The organism is Streptomyces sp. NBC_01775, assembly GCF_035917675.1.
GTDB lineage: Bacteria > Actinomycetota > Actinomycetes > Streptomycetales > Streptomycetaceae > Streptomyces.
The window spans coordinates 888,249-907,198 of the sequence record NZ_CP109104.1 but is presented as its reverse complement, the minus strand read 5'-3'; the positions used below and the strand labels follow the sequence as shown (position 1 = coordinate 907,198).

Sequence of the window (18,950 nt, the reverse complement as noted above, 5' to 3'; positions counted from 1 at the left end):
CGTATTTGGGATACCCGGGCTGTTCTGCCAGCGGCAGAACACCGGCCGGACCGGGCTCGACGATCACTACAGTCCAGACTTATGACGACGATTACGACGCGTACGGTCGAGTATCCGGCCGACGGTTTGACGATGATCGGGCACCTCGCGCTCCCGGCCGGTGTCGACCGCCGGCCCGCGGTGCTGCTCGGACCAGAGGGCATGGGGCTCAGCGACGTCGAGCGCCGCAGGGCCGATGCTCTCGCCGAGCTGGGATATGTAGCGCTGGCCTTCGACCTTCACGGTGGGCGCTATTTGGGCGACCCCGAGGAGATGCTGGCCCGTTGCATGCCGTTGCTCGCCGACCCCGACCGGATGCGAGGCATCGGCCACGCGGCGCTCGACGTGTTGCGCACCGAACCGCGGACCGACCCCGACCGGATAGCCGCCGTCGGCTACGGCACCGGGGGCGCCATCGCGCTGGAACTCGGGCGCGATGGCGTCAACCTGCGCGCGATCGGGACGGTCAACGCAACGACCACGGGCCGACCGGGCGAGGCGGCGCGCATTCGCTGCCCGGTGTGGGCCGGGGTCGGGTCGGAAGACCCGATCATGCCGCCCGCGCAACGGAACGCGTTCGCCGCTGAGATGCAGGCCGCGGGCGTCGACTGGCGCCTCGTGGTCTACGGCGGCGCCTTGCACGCCTTCCACCACCCGCCGGTCGACCACCCCATGGTCCCCGGTGTCGGCTACCACCCACAGCACGCGCAGCGAGCCTGGCGCGACGTCGTCGACCTGCTCGCCGAGTGCCTGCCCGTGACGGAGGACGGCCTCGGGGAACATCGGTACAGCGGTTGGCGCTGAGAACGATCACGGTCCGATCGGTGCGTGGGTGCTGACGCGGATCTCGTACTCGCGACGGGCCTTGCGCTGGGCCGGAACAGCCGGGACACCCTGGCCGCCGTCGAGCGCGGCCCGCTCGGCGGGCTCCAGGCCGGCCGCGCGGAGGACGTCGGCGACCTTGCCGGGCATGCGAGGGTGACCGGCAGCTCCGGGGCGGGGGCGTCCTCCTTGATGGCGGTGTGGTCGGGCATGAGGTCGGCGACGGCTGTGCGGATGGCGCCGCGGCTGACGCCGTGTTCGTGGGCGAGGGCGGCGATGGAGCGGCCTTCCAGGTACGTGGTGCGTACGGTGTCGGTCTTGTCGGCCGGGACGGCGGGGCTGCGTCCGTCCTTGCTGCCCTTGGTCTCGGCGGCGCGCAGTCCGTCGTAGGTGAGTTCACGCTGGAGGTCGCGCTGGAGTTGGCCGGCGGCGGCGAGGGTTTGCACCGTGAACTTCACGGTGGGCAGGAGTTCGCCGGTGCGCGGGTGGCGGGTGGTGAGGTCCATCGCGGAGAAGCGCCGTCGTGGATGCGCGGGGCGAGGCGGTCGCGGTGGAGGACGTCGAGCACGTCGAGGATGTGGCCGGTGCCGCGTACGAGGCGGAACATCTCGGAGATGTGCACGGTGTCGCCCGGCCGCGCGTAGGTGAGCAGTTCGCCGAACTTCGGGCGCTGGAGGGAGAGAGAGGCGGCTGGAGGTGCCCGGGGCCTCCTCGAAGACCACCGGGTCCTCGACCCCGGCCTCGTCCAGGACGAGGTTCTGCCGGGCGGTCGACTGCTGGTCGGTCGAGACCCGCTTGTAGACCAGGTTCGCCACCGAAGGGCCCCTTCCGTACGGAGGATCGGACCCTGTCTGTCGTCAAACCCTGTCAGCGATCACCATCGGATCTGCTTGGATTCGAGCCGCCGCGAACCCCCGGATCGCACGGGTTCATCGGACGCGCCGGCCGCTTGAGCTCGCCACCGTTTACCGACATGCGCCGCTGAGTGGAGGCGTCGCGGATGTTGAGCATTGCGCGCCAGTGTCAACGTTCCGGCTTCGGGTCAGGCCGGCGGGTCGGGGTGTATCTGGCGAGCATGGTCTGGACGGCCTGTTCGACGGCGTCGTGGATGTCGGAGGCTGCGGGGTTCCAGTCGGTCAGCAGCATGCGGGGCCACAGGACGTAGTTGGCGATCATGCCGAGGAACTGGTTCGCGGCGCTCGCCGCGTCCGGGACATCAGCGTTGCCCGCCTCGTGCTCGGATTCCAAGTAGCGCTGGACGGAGGTGAAGTAGGGCAGTTTGCCGAGCTGGAACTGCATCCGTCCCAGTTCGGGAAAACGAGGCAGTTCGGCGATGACGATCCGGAACAGGGCTGTCATGCCGGGCCGGCCGATCAGGTCGGCATAGCGGTGGCCGACGGTTGTCAGTCCGGAGCGCAGATCTCCGGTCTGTGGCCGCGCGGCAGCGTCGCCGGCGTCACGCTGCCAGGACTCGGTGACGATGGCCTCGAAGAGGGCCGCCTTGGTGGGGAACTGCTTGAACAGGGTGGACTTCGAGACCCCGGCCGCTTCGGCGATCCGGGCCAGTGAGGTGCCGTCGTAGCCGCGATCCAAAAACAGTTCTGTGGCTGCGGTGGTGATCGCCTCGCGTTTCTGCTGAGCGAGTCTGCGGTGGTGTGCGGAGAGTTCTGCTGCCATGCGGACAGTATGCCGCAGACCCGAGGCGAGTCACTTGACTCGCCTCGATGGTCCTGCTTACGGTACGAGAGCAAGGCGAGTCGAGTGACTCGCATCCTGTCTGTGGCGCCGGGTGAATTCCGGTAGCCGCGCGGTGGAGGAACAGTTCATGACGATCGATAAGATCGCTTTGGTGACCGGTGCGAATCGCGGCCTCGGACGTGGCGCGGCCATCGCTCTGGCCACACGCGGGGTGCGGGTCTTGGTCACCCACCGCGGTGATGCGGCCGGGGCTGAGAAGACGGTGGAACAGGTGCAGGCGGTGGGTGGGACTGCCGCTGTTCTCCGGCTCGACATCAGCGACGTCTCCTCTTTCACGTCCTTCACCTCCGAACTGAGCGAGCAGCTGGAGCGCTGGGGTACTTCGCGGCTCGACATCTTGGTCAACAACGCGGGAGTGGGGATCTTCGGACCGCTGGAGGGCGTCACGATCGACGACTTCGACACGGTGATGGGCACCAACGTCCGGGGCACGTTCTTCCTCATCCAGTCACTTGTACCGCTGCTGACCCGAGGTGGCCGCGTCATCAACGTCTCGACGTCACTGACCCGCCACACCAGCCCCGCCACCTCGGTCTACTCCGCCTCGAAGGCCGCCGTCGAAGCCTTGAGCCGTACCCTCGCCGCAGAACTCGGCCCGCGCGGAGTCCGGGTCAACTCCATCGCTCCGGGACCGACCGCCACCGATTTCAACGGTGGAGCGATGCGGGACGACGCCGAGATGCGCCAGGTTCTGGCCGGACAGACCGCGCTAGGCCGCGTCGGCGAACCTGAGGAGATCGGCGACGCCATCGCCACGCTGGCCTCCGAGGGCCTGCGCTGGGTCACCGCCCAGCGCATCGAGGTCTCCGGCGGTGCCCTCCTCTGAGTGACCGGGCGACGGCCCATAGAGACGCAGGCAGCGACGGCCCCGACTCACTCCCAGCCGGTCTCGTCCTCGTCCAGCTCCGGCGCATCAGGGTCCCGAAGCGGGCGCAGGACGCCGGCGGCGGGGGTGGAGGCGGTGAAGCTGTAGCGGCCGAGCAGGTTCAGGTTGCGGTGCTTGAGCGGGGAGAGCCGGGCGATGTCCTCCTCGCGGAGTTCGTGGCCCTGAGCCTGGAGCTGAGCGACGGCGGCGTGGTACTTCGTCGAAGCGGCAGTCGGCCAGGACGACCGGCATGGCAATCTCGGCGAATCGCAGATCCAGGCTGCCTGTGATGCCGGCGCCGGTGAGGCGGAGCGCCGGGCGGTCACCCGGGGTGGGATCGGCGCCGGCACCCAGCAACAGTGCCTCGATGACGTCGGCCCGTACCGTGGATTCAGCCGATGACGTGCCGTCGCGGACATCGACGGCAATGCCCCGCGTGAAGGAGTTCCACAACTGGCGTTCAGCAGCACCAAGTTCATCGAGACGCGTGAGCGACGATCATTCCGGTGCGACCTGCCCGGGGCAAAAGCGGACCTACCCAGGACAAGATCTGACAGCCGACCTCGCGGACGAGGCAGCCATGGGCACGCTTGCGCGGGGCATGTCCCTTCACGCAACCGCGGTCAGATCCGTGAAAACCAGGTGCGCAACAGGACGGCGGCCCAGCTGCGGTAGGGCGCCCAGCGGTTGCTGATGTCGGCGAGGCGGTTCGTGTCGGAGGCATCCGCATCGCTCAGACCGTAGGCGCGCGCCATCGCGGCGTGCAGCCGGGGTTCGTGCCGTGGGAAGACGTCGGGGTGCCCGGCGCCGCGGATGAGGATCAGTTCGGCGGAGAACGGGCCGATGCCCGGCAATTCCTGAAGGTGGGCAAGGGCGTCCTGGGCCGGCATCGCCCGCAGTTGGCCGGCGTTGAGGTGGTCGGCGAGAGCAGCGTCCGCGAGGTGGCGCAGGCGTTCGACCTTGATGTCGGGCAGCCCGGGGATGCGGTCGAGTTGGCGCAGGACCAGCGGGGTGGGGAAGGCGTGCAGGGTGCGGCCGGCGACGGTGACGTGTTGTCCGTGGCGTTCGGCGATGCGGGCTTTGGCTGCGGCGGCCTGGACCATGCGGATGCGGTGGCCGATGACCGCCCAGGCCGCTGCTTCGTACGGGGAGTGGAAGCACACCGGCCGCAGTCCCGGGTATGCCGGGATGACCTCGGCCATGACGGGATCGCTGTTGGCGAGCTGGGGAAACCCGCTGCCGTCGACGTCGAGTGAGAGGATGCGCGCCAGCTGCTGCCGCACCGCATCCATCCCGGGGGATGGCGGGGCGGGCCCGGTTCCCGTGGCCGTCCCGGCCCGCCCCTCGCAGGGCAGGCCGGTGTGCACGACGGCCTCCGCCTCCACGGTGCCCTGGGGGCCGTCCGCCTGCCTCACTTCGACGCCGACGGTCGAGTGGCCGTCGTCGGCGGGGAATGCCAGGCGCAGCGTCTGGTCCTGTGCGGTGTCGTGATACCCGGCGGGGGTGAAGCCCCTCAGGAAGCTGAGACCGGCTGCGAGGGAGAAGGGCCCTTGCGGGGTGATGGTGAAGGCGTGCACGGTCAGTTCCCGTGCGCGGTGATGGCGTAGCCCTCGGGGCCGAGGAAGGTGAACATCCTGCCGAACGGGCCGTCCTCCGGCGCCTTGACGATGGGGGTCCCGGCGGCCTGGAGGCGGTCATGGAGCGCCTGGGCGTCGCTGGTCTTGAACCACAGGGCGACGCCGAGGCCGGGCCGCTCCACACTGTCGAGGTCCACACCCGGCAGGGGCTCGCGGACGGCGAACGCGATCGGCTCGGTGGTGAACACCACGGCGCCGGGGGGTGAGGCGGGGGCCCGGTGCAGCCCGAGCTGCGTCTCGAAGAAAGCGGCGGCCGTGTCGACGTCACGCACCTGTAGTGCGATGAAGTCGGGCCCGGTGACGGAAACGGCGGTGGTCATGGGGTGCTCCTCAAACTTGCTCGATGTCAGGACTTTGACATGAGTGAAGGTAGGCGTCCCCGCTCACCTATGTCAAACTCCTGACATGAGTGAGGGAAAAACCACCGACCCGATCCCGGCCGCCGACGTGACCGAGCGACTGGGCTACCGCCTCAAACGCGCCGCGGCTGCGCTGCGCGGCGCGATGGACAGGGCCCTGCGCGAACACGGACTGACCGTGCCGCAATACGCCTGCCTCGAACTGCTCGACCAGCAACCCGGGCTGTCCAACGCCGAACTGGCCCGCGGCACCTTCGTCACCCGGCAGTCCATGAACGTCGTCCTGCGTGGGTTGCAGGACGACGGCCTGATCAGCCGCGCGACCACTACCGACCATGGCCGCGCCCTGCCCGCCCACCTCACCGAGGAGGGCCACCGCCGCCTCGCCGCGGCACGCTCTGCCATCTACGCCATCGACCAGCGGATGACCGACGCCATCCCGCCGAAACGCCTCGCCACCTTTCTCACCGACCTGGACCGCATGGCGGAGACACTCGGTGGGTGAACCGGTCTGAGCTCGATGAGCGGGCGCCGTGTGCCGCCGTAAGGCTGAACGGTCATCGGCCGGTCCCGGTGTCGCCTCGCCCCGGTGACGGGCGCGGGCCGCGTCCGGGCGGTGATCGAGAACGGGACCGCCTGTAGGAGGGGAGAACCCCTTCGGCTGGTCCTCGCGCCCGGCGTACTCCCGGACCGCAGCGAAAGACCGGACCGTATTCGGCGCCGACCTGCTGGTTCGGGGTTCGGAAACGGGGTTCTCAGGTCCGTCTGCGACCGGGGTGGACCGTGCCACACTGCCACCATGGGCAAGCCGCAGACGATCGATGAGTACATCGGCAGCTTCGCCGGGCAGGACCGCGAGCTGCTTGAGCAGGTGCGCGCGCTGGCCCACGAGGCGGTCCCGGAAGCGAGCGAGGCGATCAAGTGGGGCAATCCCGCGTGGGTGCACCCGTCCGGGACGATCCTCTTCATGCTCAGCGGCCACGCGAAGCACGCGAACGTCGTGTTCACGCCCAGCACCCGCGAGGCGTTCGACACCGAACTTGCCGGCTTTGCCACCGGCAAGGGCTCGGTCAAGCTCCCCTACGGCCAGCCCGTGCCGGTCGACCTGCTGCGCCAGATGATTGCGTTCCGAGTGCGCGAGCACGAGAACGACGGTGTGCTGTGGATGTGAGTGCCTGCTTCTGAACTTCTGTGGAGGGTCGTTGGACCCTGGTGCTCCAGTGCGACCTCGCGATCTAGGGATCCTGGTCGGGAACGGGTACAGCCGCCGCGTGATCATCGGGAGTTGTATGGACTCCTGAAGATCGTGCGGTGGCCTCTGATCAGTCCAGTAACCCGATCACAGGACGAGCATGAGCTTGCCGCCGGGCCGACGGGACTGGCTGAGCTTGGCCGCTTCCTGGATCTGGTCGAGCGTGTAGGTGCGGGCGACCGATACGACGAGAACGCCTTCGTCGGCCAGCCGGGCGAACTCGCTCATCCGGTCGTAGCGCATCTCGATCTGGGTAATCCGGGTGCCCAGCTCGGCTGCGGCGGCGAAGTCCGAGACGGTGAGGACGCGGTCGGGGTCCCCGGTCAGCTCGATCAGGGACGGCAGCGAGCCGCCGCCCGGGCTGGCCTGGTGGGCGCGGTCGATCCGGCCGCCGGTCGGGGCCGTGTCCAGGGCGCGGTCGACGCGGGCGCCGGCCAATGCGGCGACGCGTTCGGCCATGCCGTCGCCGTGGCCGGTCACCCGGGCGCCGATCTCTCCCAGGGCTGCGGCCCGCGTCGGCCCGGCGGTGGCGATCACCCGGACACCCCGGTGCAGCGCCAAGCGCACCGCCGCCTCACCCACGGTGGAGCCTGCGCCGTGGACGAGCAGCAGCTCACCCGGCTGGACGCCGAGGTCGTCGAGCGCGTGCCATGCCGTCTCGGCCGCCATCGGCAGCGCGGCGGCCTGCTCGGCGGTGACGCCCGCGGGAATGTGAGCCCAGACCGCCATCAGCGCATACTCAGCGGCCCCGGCCGTCGGACCGTCGAAGGCCGCCGGGCCGAACACCCGGTCGCCGATCTCGACGCCGATGACGCCCTCACCGAGCGCGTCGACGGTGCCCGCGACCTCGACGCCGAGCCCGCGCGGCAGTGGCGGCAACTGGTCGGCGAGTAGGCCGTCGACCACCGCCCAGTCGCCCGGTGTCAGTCCGCACGCCCGCACGGCGGTCCGGATCTGGCCGGGTCCCGGCTCCGGCTTCGGGACCTCGTGGAGCACGATCACGTCCGGGGATCCGAACCGGTCGAACTGAAGAGCCTTCATGACGATCTCCTATGTGATGACAGCATCTGTTGTCATCGATCTTAGCGTCGTGACGACAGCCTCTGCTGTCATATCCTGGTGGGCATGCCGAGATGGGAGTCAGACGCACAGGGGCGGCTCGAGCGCGCGGCGCTCGAGTTGTTCGAGACGCAGGGGTTCGAGCGCACAACGGTCGCGCAGATCGCGCGAACCGCCGGTCTGACCGAGCGCTCCTTCTACCGCTATTTCCCCGACAAGCGGGAAGTCCTTTTCGCCGGCAACGAACTCGAAGCCCACCTTGCCGCCCGGGTCGAGGCGGCAGACCCCGGCCTCACGCCGATCGAGGCGCTGCTGACCGCGCTGGGGACCGCCGACGAGGTCTTTCACTCGCGCGCGTTCCTGCTGCGCCGCGTCAGGGTGATCGCCGCCAGCCCGGCACTGGCCGAGCGCGATCTGATCAAGCTCGCCGACATCGCCGACGCGCTGGCGCGGGCGCTCGAACACCGCGGCGTCGAGCCTGGCAAGGCACGTTTCATCATCGACGTGGCGATAGCGGTCTCCCGGCGCGCCACGTCCCGCTGGCTGGCCGACCCGGACGCGACCCTCTCCGAGCTCGTCACCCGGACCGCCGCCGAACTGCGTGAGGCGGTCGCGCCGCCGCCCCCGACAGTCGGCTGAGACTGTCGCAAGAGGGGCAGCGCCCAAAATGGCGGGCAGCGACGGTTCAGGCTCTTTGTTCCCGGGTGAGACGTCTGATCATGAGGGTGATCGCGGCCCAGGTGATCAAGGTTTCGGAGTGCTGGATCAATCCGCGCACCCAGTACTTCTGGCGCGGTGACGCGGTGCGTGCCCTCGCACGCACCGACAAGGAGGTGGCTGTCGAGCGGGTCGTCGCCCACTTCGAGAGCCGGCGCTCTTACACCGGCGGCACCTACTGGGATCAGGCCCGCGAGGCGCTCGGCCTCATCGCCGCCCGCCGTGGGCCCCGGGCCGCTCAGTGACCGGAGCCGTAGTAGCCGCCGAGCTGGTCCCGGTAGCGCGGGTCCCCGAGGTGCTTGGCCTTGTCGAACTCGGGGGCGGCCTTGATCCGGTCCTTGGACCAGGCGACCCGGATGGTCTTGTCCTCGTTGCTGATACGCGTGACCGCACCGGCCGGTAGAAGGACCTGCTTACCGAAGATCCACGGTCCCGTGTCGACGACGAGGTACGCGGAGCCGACGTCGTTGGAGTGCTCGTCGACCTTGCCGATGTGCCCGTCTTCCGCCTCCACGCGGTAACCCGTCAGGTCGGCGTCCGGGGTGTGCCCGGCGGTCGGGACGTAGTTCCACAAGTTCTCGGTCACGAAGCTCTCCCGGGCCGTTGGTCTGCGAAGAGGGCCGGATTGTCCGGCCGGCCCTCACCCGGAGGCGCCGGCCGCCCTCGCCCGGAAGCGAGTGCCCCGCACAGGATCCATCACACGCGCTCCGGGGCCCTGCCGGGACACGGACCACCAGGGGCACGGCCTAGTACTGGTGGGGACGGGGCTCCGTGGGATGGCGGGTGGCGTGGAGGGAGCCGAGAAGGTTGAGGGCCTCGGCGCTGGGGCTGCCTGGTTCGGCCTGGTAGATGACGAGTTGCTGGCCGGGCGCGTCCCGTACGTCGAAGGCCTGATAGGTGAGGGCGAGCCGGCCGACGTCCGGGTGGAGGAGGAGCTTGGCGTCCTGGGTCTTGCCGCGCACGGTGTGGGCGTCCCAGAGGCGGGTGAATTCCGTGCTGTGCTCCGTGAGGGACCGGACGAGTTCGCGTAGCCGCGGGTGGTCCGGGTCAAATCCGGCCGCCTGGCGCAGATTGGCCACGGCAGCCTGGGCCGTCCGGTTCCACTCGGGGTAGAAGTGCCGGCCCGCCGGGTCGAGGAAGGTCATCCGGGCCAGGTTGTCCGCCGGATCGAACGGGGCGTAGAGGGCGTCGGTCAGGGCGTTGGCGGCGAGGATGTCCAGGGTCCGGTTGATGACGAACGCCGGAGTGTTCGGGTAGCCGTCCATGAGCTGGCGCAGCGCGGGGCTGACCCGCTCGGCCGTGTGGACGGAGGGCTGGTCGCCGGGTGCGGTTCCGGCCAGCCGGAACAGGTGTGCTCGGGCATCCGCGTCCAGGCGCAGCGCGCGGCTGAGGGCGTCGAGTACCTGGGGTGAGGGGTTGCGCTCGCGCCCCTGTTCCAGGCGGGTGTAGTAGTCGGCGTTCACCCCGGCCAGGACAGCGGCCTCCTCACGGCGCAGTCCGGCCACTCTGCGGACCCCGTAACTCGCCATGCCGACGTCCTCCGGCCGCAGGCCGGCGCGGCGTGCGCGCAGGAAGTCTCCCAGGTGGTTGTCGTCCATGTGTCCAGGCTAGGCGGCGGCCCGACGCGCTGCCTGGGTGTGCCGCACCCAGGCAGCACGCGTCCTGGCTGATGGCCGTTGACCTGCGCAGACTCGATGGAGCAGGGCAGAGCCGCACCAACCGAGGAGAGGAGTCCGCCATGGCCGGGACAGCTGAGGACGACCACGTCGACGTGGTCGGTATGTGGGTGACCGCGGACGGTCATATCCGTCAGGAACTCTTGGCGGACGGCCGCTACGACGAGGCCCGCGGCGAGCGGCGCAGCGCGTACACGGGCCGGTACACGGTGACCGGCAGCCACCTGGACTACATCGATGACGCCGGCTTCACCGCGACAGGCGACATCCGGGACGGAGTGCTCCACCACGAGCACCTCGTGCTGTACCGGGAGCGCAAGTCGCCATGACGGAGGCGCCCGGACCGCCCATATCGGACAGATCGGACGGGGCGGACAGGGCGCCGGCACAACAGTCAGCAGCAACGAGGAAAGAGGACCATTTCGATGACAGGACGACGACTTGACGGCAAGGTCGCGCTGATCACCGGCGCGACCGGCGGCATCGGCATGGCGATCGCCGGACTCTTCGCCCGCGAAGGCGCCCGGCTGGTGGTGACCGATGTCGCCGAGGAGCCCCTGCGGGACCTGGCCCACCGGATCGAGGCAGGCGGCGCCGAGGTCGTCGCCGCTCGCCTCGACGTCTCCTCGGCGCGGGAGTGGGACGAGGTGATCACCGTCGTACGCGACCGGTTCGGAACGCTGGACGTGCTCGTGAACCTCGCCGGCATCGTGGACTGGCCGGGTATCGAGGACACGCGGGAAGAGGACTGGGACCGCGTCATCGACGTGAACCAGAAAGGTACGTGGCTCGGGATGAAGGCGGCGATGCCGCTGCTGCGCGCGAGCGGCAACGCGTCGGTGATCAATACGTCGTCGGTGCTCGGGCTCGTGGGAAGCGGCGCAGCCGCGGCCTACCAGGCGTCCAAGGGCGCGGTGCGCCTGTTGAGCAAGACGGCAGCGGTCGAGTACGCACGGCAGGGAGTGCGGATCAACTCGGTGCACCCCGGTGTGATCGCCACGCCGATGATCCAGGACCTCCTGGACGATCAGGGCGACCAGCAGCCGGACATCCAGCGCACCCCGATGCGCCGGGCCGGTCGCGCCGAGGAGATCGCACCCGCGATCCTCTTCCTCGCCAGCGACGACTCCTCGTTCGTCACCGGCTCGGAGCTCGTGGTCGACGGCGGGCTCACCGCGCACTGAACAGCACCTCAGGCGTCCCGCAGGGGGCGCCCGCACTCACCCCCTCCAAGGAACGCGACGCACCATGACACCCGCAATGCCCGCAACATCCGCAATGCCCGCAACATCCACAACGCTGTCCAGCGAAGCCGCTGAGGCCGCAGCTGCTGAAGCTGCCGAAGCCACCGGGGCCGCCGAGTTCACCGGCAAGGTCGCCGTCGTCACCGGCGCCGCGCGCGGCGTGGGCAAGGAGACCGTGGCGCTTCTCACCGCCCGTGGCGCCCGCGTCCTGGCTGTCGACCTGCGGCCGGACGTCCAGACCCTGCCGGAGGAGTTTCCCGGCGTGCTGACGATGACCGGCGACATCGCACAGGAGGAGACCGCTGCCCGAGCGGTGCGGTCGGCCGTCGACGCCTTCGGCGGGCTGGACATTCTGGTGAACAACGCCGGACGCACCCTGAACAAGCCCGTCACCGAAACCACCGCCGAGGACTGGGACGCCGTGATGGCGGTCAACGCCCGGGGCTCCTTCTTCTTCGCCCGCGAAGCCTTCCGGGCCATGAAGACCCGTGGCGGCGGAGCCATCGTCAGCACCGGCTCCTACACCTGCACCGTGGCCCTGCCCGAAGGCGCCGCCTACAGCGCGTCGAAGGGCGCTCTGGCCCAGCTGACGAAGGTGCTCGCCGTCGAGGGCGGGCCGCTGGGCATCCGCGCCAACCTCGTTGCCGCGGGTGTCATCGAGACCGACTTCCTCGACACGTTCCGCTCCGACAGCCGTGCGTACCTGGCCTCCTTCGCCGACGCGCAGCCGCTGGGCCGGGTGGCACGGCCCGAAGAGATCGCCGAGGTCCTGTGCTTCCTCGCCTCACCACGCGCCGGCTTCGTCACAGGAGCCGTGGTCGCCGCCGACGGCGGCTTCACCGCGCTCTAGACGGGGTGCCGGTGGACGTCGAGGACGGGTGAGGAGAGGCGGGGGAGGAGGGGCGAGCCGGGCGGCACGGCGAGGTGGAACGGGCAGTCGGTCGCGCGCGGCGGCGACGCCTCGGCCTCGGTCCGCTCCAGGAGGGCGCGCAGTTCGGGGGCCTGTGAGCTGCCGCCGAGGGCGAGCAGCCCCCGCAGCGGCAGCAGCTCCGCGTGGCGGCGGCCGGAGCGCCGTGCCGCGTCGAGTGCGCGCTCCAGGCGGACCCGGGCCAGCTCGGACTCGCCGCGCGCGGCGGCCAGTGAGCCGAGCATGGCGAGGTGGTGGGCCTCGTACTCGGGGCGGTCCTCGGCGCGGTAGCGCTCCACGGCGCGCGCCGGTGCAGGCGCTCCGCGCCGTCGAGGTCGCCCCGGGCCCCGGCCACGAGCAGCTCGCTGTGGAAGAGCCGCCACAGCCCTGTCTCCCAGGGGTGCGACCGCTCGTCCAACGCCTGTTCGGTGCGCCGCGCGGCCTCGCGGGCCTCGGCCGGGCGCTCCTGCCGTACGCGGGCTGTCAGGGTCAGCGCGCCGACCATCGTGAGGACGGCTGGATCGCCGAGCCCGTTCGGCGGCGGGCACGGCACGGCTCAGCGGGCCGTCGACCGGTCCGGCATCCACCGGTCCGGCATCCACCGGTCCGGCATCCACCGGTCCGGCATCCACCGGTCCGGTATCCACCGGTCCGGTATCCGGCGAGCCCCTCCGCGGGACCCGCGTACGCCCCGGAAGCCGGTCCCGCGTACCCCCCGGAGGCCGACTCCGTGGCCGAAGTCCGAGCGCCGCCACGCAGGTCCTCGACCCGCGCTCCGCGGCCGGGGTGCTCGACCTCGGGGTACGCGAGGGGTCGCTGGCGAGCCTGCGGCACGGGCGCACGGTCGCGGTCAGCCGCACCCACGCCCGGCAGCGCGGGCTCGCCGTCGGTGACCGTCTCGACGGCTGGCTCGGCGACGGCACCAAGGTCCCCCTCCGTATCGCGGGAGTGGGGCGCGGGGCTCTTCCGTCTCCCGACGGGGCGGGCGACGTCATGCGAACGCGATCTCGACGGCGCACACACGCATTGACCGTTCCCTATGTCGAACATCGGCAACGTAGGGTCGAGGTTGAGGGGTGTCAACACTTGTGTGTGCGTGCGGAGTTGGAAGCGGGTAGATCTGCTGTTATGAGGGGTGGAGGGCCTTCTGTGGCACCTGTCGCAGCACTACTCCCGCCGGTGGGGCGCTGAAGTCATCGTTCGATATGACGAACATGCGGTGTGTGGACGTGGTCCCGTCGAGGGGAGAGGGGCGGCGAAGACGGGGTGAGTGTGGCGGGCTCCGGTGACGACGCGGGGTCGGTCGGCGCCGGTGGGGCCGGCCTACGACTGTCAACGGCTGTGGCACCAGACGCATGCGGGCAACACCGGCCACGAGGCACGGGCTGCGCATCGCCTGTATCGCCATCTGCGTCAAGTCGCGCGAATCCGGTAGGCCGCTCGCCGGCTCAAGCAATTCGCCGGACTGGTACGCCACGGTCCGGGCAACGAGGCTGAACATCTTCAGCTCCCCGCCACCCACCGGCTGCGCGTCGATGCGCAGATCCAGGCGCTGGAGGGGTGCCGTTCCGTCATCGTCTGGAAGCCGGCGTCCACCGCCGAACACCTCGGCCACGGCGAGGCCGGCGGACTCCGGGACCCGGCAGCCTGAAGCGAGGACGGGACCGCCGCGTTCTGCGGGATGTGCCGCCATAGGTGTGACAACCACGGTCGGCTGCCCCATCCCCTGTCAACCGCCGTCAACGGGCTGGGAAAGCGCTCCGGCCAGGCCAGGGAGTTTCGGTACCGGCGGGACTTCCGGACCGCCTGCGAGAGCCGGACGGGCAGCGACGTTGGTGCCCGTCCAGTCTGCGGTCCAAGCCGAGCGGTTTCGCGGAAGTTACCTCGCTGCGGAGGTCACATGCTGCGCCTGCGGGCAGTTTTTGCGGGAAGCGGCGTCAAGGCTTGGCCAGTACTGGGCCGGGAGGAAATGCCCTCACCGACACCATGTGCCGAATGCGGCCTGGGGATGGGGGTGGGCGGCGCAAACTGCTGGGGTGCTGCTGACGCGGTCGGGTTGGGTGCTGCTGGGGTGATTGGGCTGGGCGCCGCCGGGTTGGGCCCCGCCGGGTCGGGCGCAGCTATGTTGGGTGCAGCCGATGCCGCCGGGGTGGGCGCCGCTGGGTTGGGCGTCACCGACGCAATCGATGCCATCGACGTGGTCGGGTTGGGTGTTGCTGGGGTGACTGGTTCGGGCGTCGCCGCCGCTGGGTTGGGCGCTGCTGGGTTGGGCGTCACCGACGCAATCGATGCCATCGACGTGGTCGGGTTGGGTGTTGCTGGGGTGACTGGTTCGGGCGCCGCCGCCACCAGGTCGGGCGCAGCTGGGTTGGGCGTCACCGACGCAATCGATGCCACCGACGCCACCGGGCTGGGCGCTGCCGGGGCGATCGGATTGGACGACGCCGCCACCGGGTCGGGCGCAGCTGGGTTGGGCGCAACCGATGCCACCGGTGCCACCCGGTCGGGCGCCGCCGGGTCGGGCGCCACCGACGCCACCGACGTCACCGGGGTGATCGAATTGGACGCTGCCGCGACCGAATTGACAGAGAGATGAGTATTCGGCTCGGGTGAGGGATCAACCGTGGGGGCGGAGCTGTGTACAGGAATCGGCTCGCTACCAGGCTGTTGCGGAGTTACTTCGGATGAAGTTTTCTGAACGTATTTCTCATAGATGGGGTAGGCAAGCCGCGCGGCTTCGGCAGCCGCCACTACCCCCGCCCCGACGGCTTGCACGGAGTCGTTTTCCATCGCGGCTCCTACAGCCCACGCGCCTGCGCCGATTCCATGCGCCACGAGACCTTTGTCCTGCGTGGCGTCCCAAAAGTATCCCAGCGCCGTAGTCCCAAATCCCACTGCGCGAGCCGCGGAACTTCCTGTGTAAGGCGCAATCGTGAATGCAGCCATCTCGACCGCATCGACCAAATCTCTGGTCCAACCCTCCTTTCCCTGGTGATACTTCCATCCCGCAGAGGTGATATTTGCGGCGAAATTGATAGCCGGTCCCACGGTTTGCGTGGCCAGGTTGCCGGTCCCTATCCCAGCTGACCACACAGTGGTACCGACGGTATTGACCAGGTTCGCTGCGACCGACTCGCGATCTTTGGGCCAAGCCGCCGCTGCTTTTTCCGCACTGTGGCCGGCAAGCATGCCAAAGCCGATCGCCTTGAAAGTGCTGTTCTTCATCCCGTAGCCAGCGGACACCCAGGTCATGGTCTTTGTCATGGTGATCTTTTGGGTCACATCCCACCAGTAAGCGCTTTTAACCGCGCTCGCATCGCGCTGCGTCTCGTCTTCGGTGGTTGATTCCGGAGATCGCCCCTCCTCCAGAGCCCTCAAATTGACCTCCGCCCCTTCTTGGGCTTGAGTGGCTCCTTGCGGTCGATTAGCTGAGTCAGCCATGAGAGCGCCTCCCGCTTTGACCCCGGAAACATGGGAATTGCACTTGCCGCGCTGCAAGTGGTCTGCGCGCCCAGGGATTTCCGTACGGATCAAGTGAATTTTATATGTGAACGCCGTCGAACAGCTTCAATGAGCTGTCATCTGGTTTGGTGCCGCGCCGGTGACCAGCAAGCCGTTTTCAGCCTGACCGCTGCGGGCACTGGGCGCTGTCTAAGGCAAGGGCATCCTGTGCTGACGTTGCCGCAACCGAATCACTGCTCAGGAGCCGCGAAGCCTTAGCCACAAGCCCTCCATCTCCGACCTGACGAGCGCGATTCGTATATCTCCGTATCCAAGACGGAGGCCGGCAGGAGTTGTCCTGCCACCCCCACAACGGCCCTACGCCACTAAGAGTTCAACTATCACCACACCCCTGTCAACAACACGGTTTCCTGGAAGCCTCGCCGGTGGGGTGTTGATGCGGGCAGGACCGGGCGCAAGGAGTTGGAGCGCGGGCATCGAGGTTTCGGTGTGCTCCTTGTCCTCGTCGGCGAGGTGGTCGCACCCGAAGAGCGTGCGGACGGCACGGCCGAGTCCTTCAGGCGCTCCGCGAACAGCCCTGCGGGCGGACCGAGTTCCCGCACGCCGTTCCGCTCGGCGATCCCGCTCGACAGGGTGTCCGGACCGACCGCGTCCGGTCCCGTGTCTGCGAGACCGGCAGCAACGGCGACGCCAGCGCCGCGCGCCGGGTGGTCATGGGGGATGGAGACAACGGTGCCCGGAGTACCCGGCGTACCGGGCGATCGAAGAACCGGGCCGGGCGGTGCGGACCTCGTTCGTCTGCACTACCTCGCCGACACGAACCGCAGGGCGCTGTCGCCGCTGTTCTGGACCCACGTGAATCCGTACGGCCGGTTCGAGCTGGACATGAACAGCCGCCTCGATCTGGCCCTGTTCATCCGGGCGACCTTGCCCGGCCCGCGCACCCAGCAGGGTGAGGCAGCCGCAGCCCCGGCGTGACCCCCGGGCTCCAGGCCTGGCCGGAGCCGTGGTGAAGACGCCATTGCCCGGGATGTCTCGGCCCTTGGCGCTGCTGTGGTTCCAGACGCGTCGTCAGACTCCACTGCTCACGGTTCGCCACGGTGTACGGCGGCGCGGACGGCCGAACGATCCCACCGCATCGCCTGGATCGCGTACATCACGCGGAGGGTCGCGGATCTGCGGTCGAGCTGAGGCCGTCCAGGAACAGGTCGAGGCCGGTGGTGAATTGGTCGCGGTCGTCGTGGTCGCGCAGTTCCGTGGTGGTGCGCGTCAGGAAGGGGTAGTCGGCGGGGTCGAGCTTTTCCCCGCTTTCGGCGGTCTGGGTGAGGAAGGCGTCGCGGCTGGTGGCCGCGCCGGCGGTGGCGCGTGGGGCGACGATCTGGGCGCTGACGCCGGTGATGTAGTAGGAGATCGCGGTGGAGACCGCGAAATGCTGTTCGGCGGGCAGCCCGGTTCGTGCGACAAGGGTGCCGACGCGGTCGAGCAGGTGCAGTGCGTTCGCCAGCGTGGGCGGCGTGTTGACGTGGAACGCTGCCCACGGGTGCCGATCAAGGGCATCGAAGACGGCGATGGCAAGCGCGCGCGGCTCGGCGTCAGCGCCTTCCTCGGGGCGTGGGGCTGCGGCGAAGGTGTGGCCGAGCACCTGATCGGCGGCCAGGGCGACGAGCTCGTCCTTGTTCGTCACGTGCACGGTCCGCCGAATGGATCGCCGCCATCGACTTCACCGACGCCGCCGCCGCGACTGCTCGCGTCGCGGCCGGGTTCGACGGATGGGCACCGGAACTCACCGCGCTGATCACCGACGGCGAGACCGCTCCGGTCGCGCGCATGATCCACACACTCCCGGACGGACACCGATGGGAGCGCGTGCCCGGAGTGACGCTCCTCGGCGATGCCGCACACCTGATGCCGCCGTCCGGCGACGGCGCGAACCTGGCGATGTCCGACGGCGCCGAACTCGGTAAGGCGATCGCCGCTCACCCCGACGACTTCGGAGCCGCACTCACCGCCTACGAAGAGCGCTGTTCCCGCGCACCGAACCCTTCTACGCCGAGGCGCACGAAGTGCTGGACCTCTGTCTCGGCGACCGCGCACCGTTCGGATTCATCGATCTCTTCAACGGCGGCCCCCACAGTCAGGACGGGGCACGGGGGCAGTCCTGAGCCACACCGCCGACGGGCCCTGTGCCCGCGGATCGAGGACGACATCCTGGTCACGCCGGACGGCTCCGACGTGCTCTCGGACCGGCTGCCGCTGGACGCGGAAGGAAGGGGAGCGGTGGGCGAGGGGGGCGCCCGGTGGCCGGGCGGTCCGCTTCCCGCCTGTCCGGACCCCACGAAGCCAGTGTTCAGGATAATGCCGTGTGACGGAACGCTATTGTTCTGTATAGCGAACACTTTGCGAGGGGAAGGAGGGGCCGTGAGCGACAGTCCTGACAGGTCGATCCGGGGAATGCTGGCACTCAACCTGAAGCGGGCCAGGGGGCAGCGGGGGCTCTCGCTCTCCGAGCTGTCCAGACGTTCCAAGATCGGGAAGGCGACGCTCTCCCAGCTGGAGTCCGGTACCGGCAACCCCACGATCGAGACGGTCTTCAGTCTCTCCCGGGTGCTGGAGTTGCCGATCTCCGACCTGCTCGACACCCGGCCGCCCGCGGGGCTGCGGGTGGTGCGGGCCAAGGAGGTCGAGGTCCTCAGCGGTGACGCCGTCGATCTCCGTCCGTTGCAGCGGATCGAGTCCGGCGACGCCGTGTTCGAGGTCTACGACCAGCAGGTCAGGGCGGGTTGCCGACGGGACTCGCTCGGGCACGTGGGCATCGAGCACACCATCGTCCAGTCCGGGCGGCTGGGCGTGAGTGTGGACGGGCACGAGGTGGAGCTGGAGCCCGGCGACTACGTCGGGTTCGACGCCGCCCTGCCGCACGGCTACGCGGCCCAGGAGGAGACCGTCCGCTCGGTGCTGCTGCTCCAGTACCGCGCTGACCAGCGGCTGCACCCGCACGCGCCCGGCCCGTCGGCCGAGGACCGTGTGGGATGCGGCGACTGACGTGCGGCCACGGGGCGATTGAGCGTGCGTCAGACAGCCGCGCCGCGAAACCGTTGACACTCTCCAGGCGCTGCCATAACGTCCCTATCGTTCGCTTTGACGAACAAGGGA

The 18,950-nt window shown here is 69.4% G+C and carries 22 protein-coding genes and 2 pseudogenes; 12 read left to right on the top strand and 12 right to left on the bottom strand.

Annotated features, from left to right (window positions below; genetic code table 11):
* Nucleotides 1-81: 81 nt before the first annotated feature.
* A complete protein-coding gene (locus tag OHB04_RS04425) occupies nt 82-843 on the top strand; it encodes a dienelactone hydrolase family protein (RefSeq protein WP_326806837.1) in 762 nt (253 codons plus the stop codon).
* Nucleotides 844-849: 6 nt separating this feature from the next.
* Here the strand turns inward: OHB04_RS04425 and OHB04_RS04420 are convergent, their stop codons facing one another.
* The 3 genes from OHB04_RS04420 to OHB04_RS04410 all read right to left on the bottom strand — a co-directional run bounded on the left by OHB04_RS04420 (nt 850) and on the right by OHB04_RS04410 (nt 2,538).
* Complete coding sequence (locus tag OHB04_RS04420) at nt 850-1,011, bottom strand: hypothetical protein (RefSeq protein WP_326686356.1); 162 nt, start codon at nt 1,009-1,011, stop codon at nt 850-852.
* A gap of 304 nt (nt 1,012-1,315) precedes the next feature.
* On the bottom strand, nt 1,316-1,483 hold the full coding sequence (locus OHB04_RS04415) for a hypothetical protein (RefSeq protein WP_326689767.1): 168 nt from the start codon (nt 1,481-1,483) through the stop codon (nt 1,316-1,318).
* A 401-nt stretch (nt 1,484-1,884) separates the two neighbouring features.
* Entirely contained in the window at nt 1,885-2,538 is a 654-nt protein-coding gene (locus OHB04_RS04410) for a TetR/AcrR family transcriptional regulator (protein ID WP_326806836.1), read from the bottom strand.
* Nucleotides 2,539-2,686: 148 nt separating this feature from the next.
* On the opposite strand from OHB04_RS04410, the gene OHB04_RS04405 reads away from it, so the two are divergent.
* Nucleotides 2,687-3,445: an SDR family NAD(P)-dependent oxidoreductase gene (locus OHB04_RS04405; protein ID WP_326686353.1), complete on the top strand. Its 759-nt coding sequence runs from the start codon at nt 2,687-2,689 to the stop codon at nt 3,443-3,445.
* 47 nt (nt 3,446-3,492) lie between these two features.
* Here the strand turns inward: OHB04_RS04405 and OHB04_RS04400 are convergent.
* From OHB04_RS04400 to OHB04_RS04390, 3 genes and pseudogenes are all read right to left on the bottom strand, one after another.
* A pseudogene (locus tag OHB04_RS04400) lies at nt 3,493-3,708 on the bottom strand (Tn3 family transposase); the annotation flags it as partial.
* A gap of 399 nt (nt 3,709-4,107) precedes the next feature.
* Nucleotides 4,108-5,061, bottom strand: a complete 954-nt coding sequence (locus OHB04_RS04395; protein WP_326686350.1) for a DNA-3-methyladenine glycosylase family protein — start codon at nt 5,059-5,061, stop codon at nt 4,108-4,110.
* A gap of 2 nt (nt 5,062-5,063) precedes the next feature.
* Entirely contained in the window at nt 5,064-5,441 is a 378-nt protein-coding gene (locus tag OHB04_RS04390; protein ID WP_326686349.1) for a VOC family protein, read from the bottom strand.
* 85 nt (nt 5,442-5,526) lie between these two features.
* On the opposite strand from OHB04_RS04390, the gene OHB04_RS04385 reads away from it, so the two are divergent.
* Both OHB04_RS04385 and OHB04_RS04380 read left to right on the top strand, forming a co-directional pair.
* On the top strand, nt 5,527-5,985 hold the full coding sequence (locus OHB04_RS04385) for a MarR family winged helix-turn-helix transcriptional regulator (RefSeq protein WP_326686348.1): 459 nt from the start codon (nt 5,527-5,529) through the stop codon (nt 5,983-5,985).
* Nucleotides 5,986-6,279: 294 nt separating this feature from the next.
* Nucleotides 6,280-6,651 (top strand): iron chaperone, encoded by a 372-nt coding sequence (locus OHB04_RS04380; protein ID WP_326686347.1) that lies wholly within the window; start codon nt 6,280-6,282, stop codon nt 6,649-6,651.
* 168 nt (nt 6,652-6,819) lie between these two features.
* Here the strand turns inward: OHB04_RS04380 and OHB04_RS04375 are convergent, their stop codons facing one another.
* Nucleotides 6,820-7,773: an NADP-dependent oxidoreductase gene (locus OHB04_RS04375; RefSeq protein WP_326806834.1), complete on the bottom strand. Its 954-nt coding sequence runs from the start codon at nt 7,771-7,773 to the stop codon at nt 6,820-6,822.
* Between the two features lie 84 nt (nt 7,774-7,857).
* Between OHB04_RS04375 and OHB04_RS04370 the strand changes: the two genes are divergently transcribed.
* Nucleotides 7,858-8,430, top strand: a complete 573-nt coding sequence (locus OHB04_RS04370; protein ID WP_326686345.1) for a TetR/AcrR family transcriptional regulator — start codon at nt 7,858-7,860, stop codon at nt 8,428-8,430.
* Between the two features lie 80 nt (nt 8,431-8,510).
* Nucleotides 8,511-8,753 (top strand): hypothetical protein, encoded by a 243-nt coding sequence (locus OHB04_RS04365; protein ID WP_326806833.1) that lies wholly within the window; start codon nt 8,511-8,513, stop codon nt 8,751-8,753.
* Here the strand turns inward: OHB04_RS04365 and OHB04_RS04360 are convergent.
* Nucleotides 8,747-9,094 carry a PRC-barrel domain-containing protein gene (locus tag OHB04_RS04360; RefSeq protein ID WP_326686343.1) on the bottom strand — a complete coding sequence of 116 codons (348 nt, stop codon included), beginning with the start codon at nt 9,092-9,094 and terminating at the stop codon, nt 8,747-8,749. The genes OHB04_RS04365 and OHB04_RS04360 overlap by 7 nt on opposite strands.
* 160 nt (nt 9,095-9,254) lie before the next feature.
* Nucleotides 9,255-10,106 (bottom strand): helix-turn-helix transcriptional regulator, encoded by an 852-nt coding sequence (locus tag OHB04_RS04355; RefSeq protein WP_326686342.1) that lies wholly within the window; start codon nt 10,104-10,106, stop codon nt 9,255-9,257.
* A gap of 140 nt (nt 10,107-10,246) precedes the next feature.
* Here OHB04_RS04355 and OHB04_RS04350 point away from each other — a divergent pair, with 140 nt between their 5' ends.
* The 3 genes from OHB04_RS04350 (at nt 10,247) to OHB04_RS04340 (ending at nt 12,278) form a co-directional block, all read left to right on the top strand.
* Nucleotides 10,247-10,513, top strand: a complete 267-nt coding sequence (locus OHB04_RS04350; protein WP_326686341.1) for an Atu4866 domain-containing protein — start codon at nt 10,247-10,249, stop codon at nt 10,511-10,513.
* A 96-nt stretch (nt 10,514-10,609) separates the two neighbouring features.
* On the top strand, nt 10,610-11,368 hold the full coding sequence (locus OHB04_RS04345; RefSeq protein ID WP_326806832.1) for an SDR family NAD(P)-dependent oxidoreductase: 759 nt from the start codon (nt 10,610-10,612) through the stop codon (nt 11,366-11,368).
* Between the two features lie 94 nt (nt 11,369-11,462).
* Nucleotides 11,463-12,278, top strand: a complete 816-nt coding sequence (locus OHB04_RS04340) for an SDR family NAD(P)-dependent oxidoreductase (protein WP_326686339.1) — start codon at nt 11,463-11,465, stop codon at nt 12,276-12,278.
* Here the strand turns inward: OHB04_RS04340 and OHB04_RS04335 are convergent.
* A complete protein-coding gene (locus OHB04_RS04335) occupies nt 12,275-12,634 on the bottom strand; it encodes a hypothetical protein (RefSeq protein ID WP_326806831.1) in 360 nt (119 codons plus the stop codon). The two genes, OHB04_RS04340 and OHB04_RS04335, sit on opposite strands and share 4 nt — an antisense overlap.
* 1,597 nt (nt 12,635-14,231) lie before the next feature.
* The gene (locus OHB04_RS04325; RefSeq protein ID WP_326806830.1) at nt 14,232-15,776 is read right to left on the bottom strand and encodes a hypothetical protein; all 1,545 of its coding nucleotides are present in this window, start codon (nt 15,774-15,776) and stop codon (nt 14,232-14,234) included.
* 753 nt (nt 15,777-16,529) lie between these two features.
* On the opposite strand from OHB04_RS04325, the gene OHB04_RS04320 reads away from it, so the two are divergent.
* Complete coding sequence (locus tag OHB04_RS04320; protein WP_326686335.1) at nt 16,530-16,775, top strand: hypothetical protein; 246 nt, start codon at nt 16,530-16,532, stop codon at nt 16,773-16,775.
* Between the two features lie 178 nt (nt 16,776-16,953).
* Here the strand turns inward: OHB04_RS04320 and OHB04_RS04315 are convergent, their stop codons facing one another.
* A complete protein-coding gene (locus tag OHB04_RS04315) occupies nt 16,954-17,481 on the bottom strand; it encodes a TetR/AcrR family transcriptional regulator C-terminal domain-containing protein (RefSeq protein ID WP_326686334.1) in 528 nt (175 codons plus the stop codon).
* Nucleotides 17,482-17,486: 5 nt separating this feature from the next.
* Between OHB04_RS04315 and OHB04_RS04310 the strand changes: the two are divergent.
* Nucleotides 17,487-17,959: pseudogene (locus tag OHB04_RS04310) on the top strand (FAD-dependent oxidoreductase); the annotation flags it as partial.
* Between the two features lie 256 nt (nt 17,960-18,215).
* The gene (locus OHB04_RS04305; protein WP_326686333.1) at nt 18,216-18,839 is read left to right on the top strand and encodes a helix-turn-helix domain-containing protein; all 624 of its coding nucleotides are present in this window, start codon (nt 18,216-18,218) and stop codon (nt 18,837-18,839) included.
* Nucleotides 18,840-18,950 lie beyond the last annotated feature (111 nt).

What these genes read in the sequence shown, in the direction of transcription:
- OHB04_RS04425 (WP_326806837.1), top strand. Translation starts at nt 82, where the DNA reads ATGACGACGATTACGACGCGTACGGTCGAGTATCCGGCCGACGGTTTG.
- OHB04_RS04420 (WP_326686356.1), bottom strand. Translation starts at nt 1,011, where the DNA reads ATGCCCGGCAAGGTCGCCGACGTCCTCCGCGCGGCCGGCCTGGAGCCC.
- OHB04_RS04410 (WP_326806836.1), bottom strand. Translation starts at nt 2,538, where the DNA reads ATGGCAGCAGAACTCTCCGCACACCACCGCAGACTCGCTCAGCAGAAA.
- OHB04_RS04405 (WP_326686353.1), top strand. Translation starts at nt 2,687, where the DNA reads ATGACGATCGATAAGATCGCTTTGGTGACCGGTGCGAATCGCGGCCTC.
- OHB04_RS04390 (WP_326686349.1), bottom strand. Translation starts at nt 5,441, where the DNA reads ATGACCACCGCCGTTTCCGTCACCGGGCCCGACTTCATCGCACTACAG.
- OHB04_RS04385 (WP_326686348.1), top strand. Translation starts at nt 5,527, where the DNA reads ATGAGTGAGGGAAAAACCACCGACCCGATCCCGGCCGCCGACGTGACC.
- OHB04_RS04380 (WP_326686347.1), top strand. Translation starts at nt 6,280, where the DNA reads ATGGGCAAGCCGCAGACGATCGATGAGTACATCGGCAGCTTCGCCGGG.
- OHB04_RS04375 (WP_326806834.1), bottom strand. Translation starts at nt 7,773, where the DNA reads ATGAAGGCTCTTCAGTTCGACCGGTTCGGATCCCCGGACGTGATCGTG.
- OHB04_RS04370 (WP_326686345.1), top strand. Translation starts at nt 7,858, where the DNA reads ATGCCGAGATGGGAGTCAGACGCACAGGGGCGGCTCGAGCGCGCGGCG.
- OHB04_RS04365 (WP_326806833.1), top strand. Translation starts at nt 8,511, where the DNA reads ATGAGGGTGATCGCGGCCCAGGTGATCAAGGTTTCGGAGTGCTGGATC.
- OHB04_RS04355 (WP_326686342.1), bottom strand. Translation starts at nt 10,106, where the DNA reads ATGGACGACAACCACCTGGGAGACTTCCTGCGCGCACGCCGCGCCGGC.
- OHB04_RS04350 (WP_326686341.1), top strand. Translation starts at nt 10,247, where the DNA reads ATGGCCGGGACAGCTGAGGACGACCACGTCGACGTGGTCGGTATGTGG.
- OHB04_RS04345 (WP_326806832.1), top strand. Translation starts at nt 10,610, where the DNA reads ATGACAGGACGACGACTTGACGGCAAGGTCGCGCTGATCACCGGCGCG.
- OHB04_RS04340 (WP_326686339.1), top strand. Translation starts at nt 11,463, where the DNA reads ATGCCCGCAACATCCACAACGCTGTCCAGCGAAGCCGCTGAGGCCGCA.
- OHB04_RS04325 (WP_326806830.1), bottom strand. Translation starts at nt 15,776, where the DNA reads ATGGCTGACTCAGCTAATCGACCGCAAGGAGCCACTCAAGCCCAAGAA.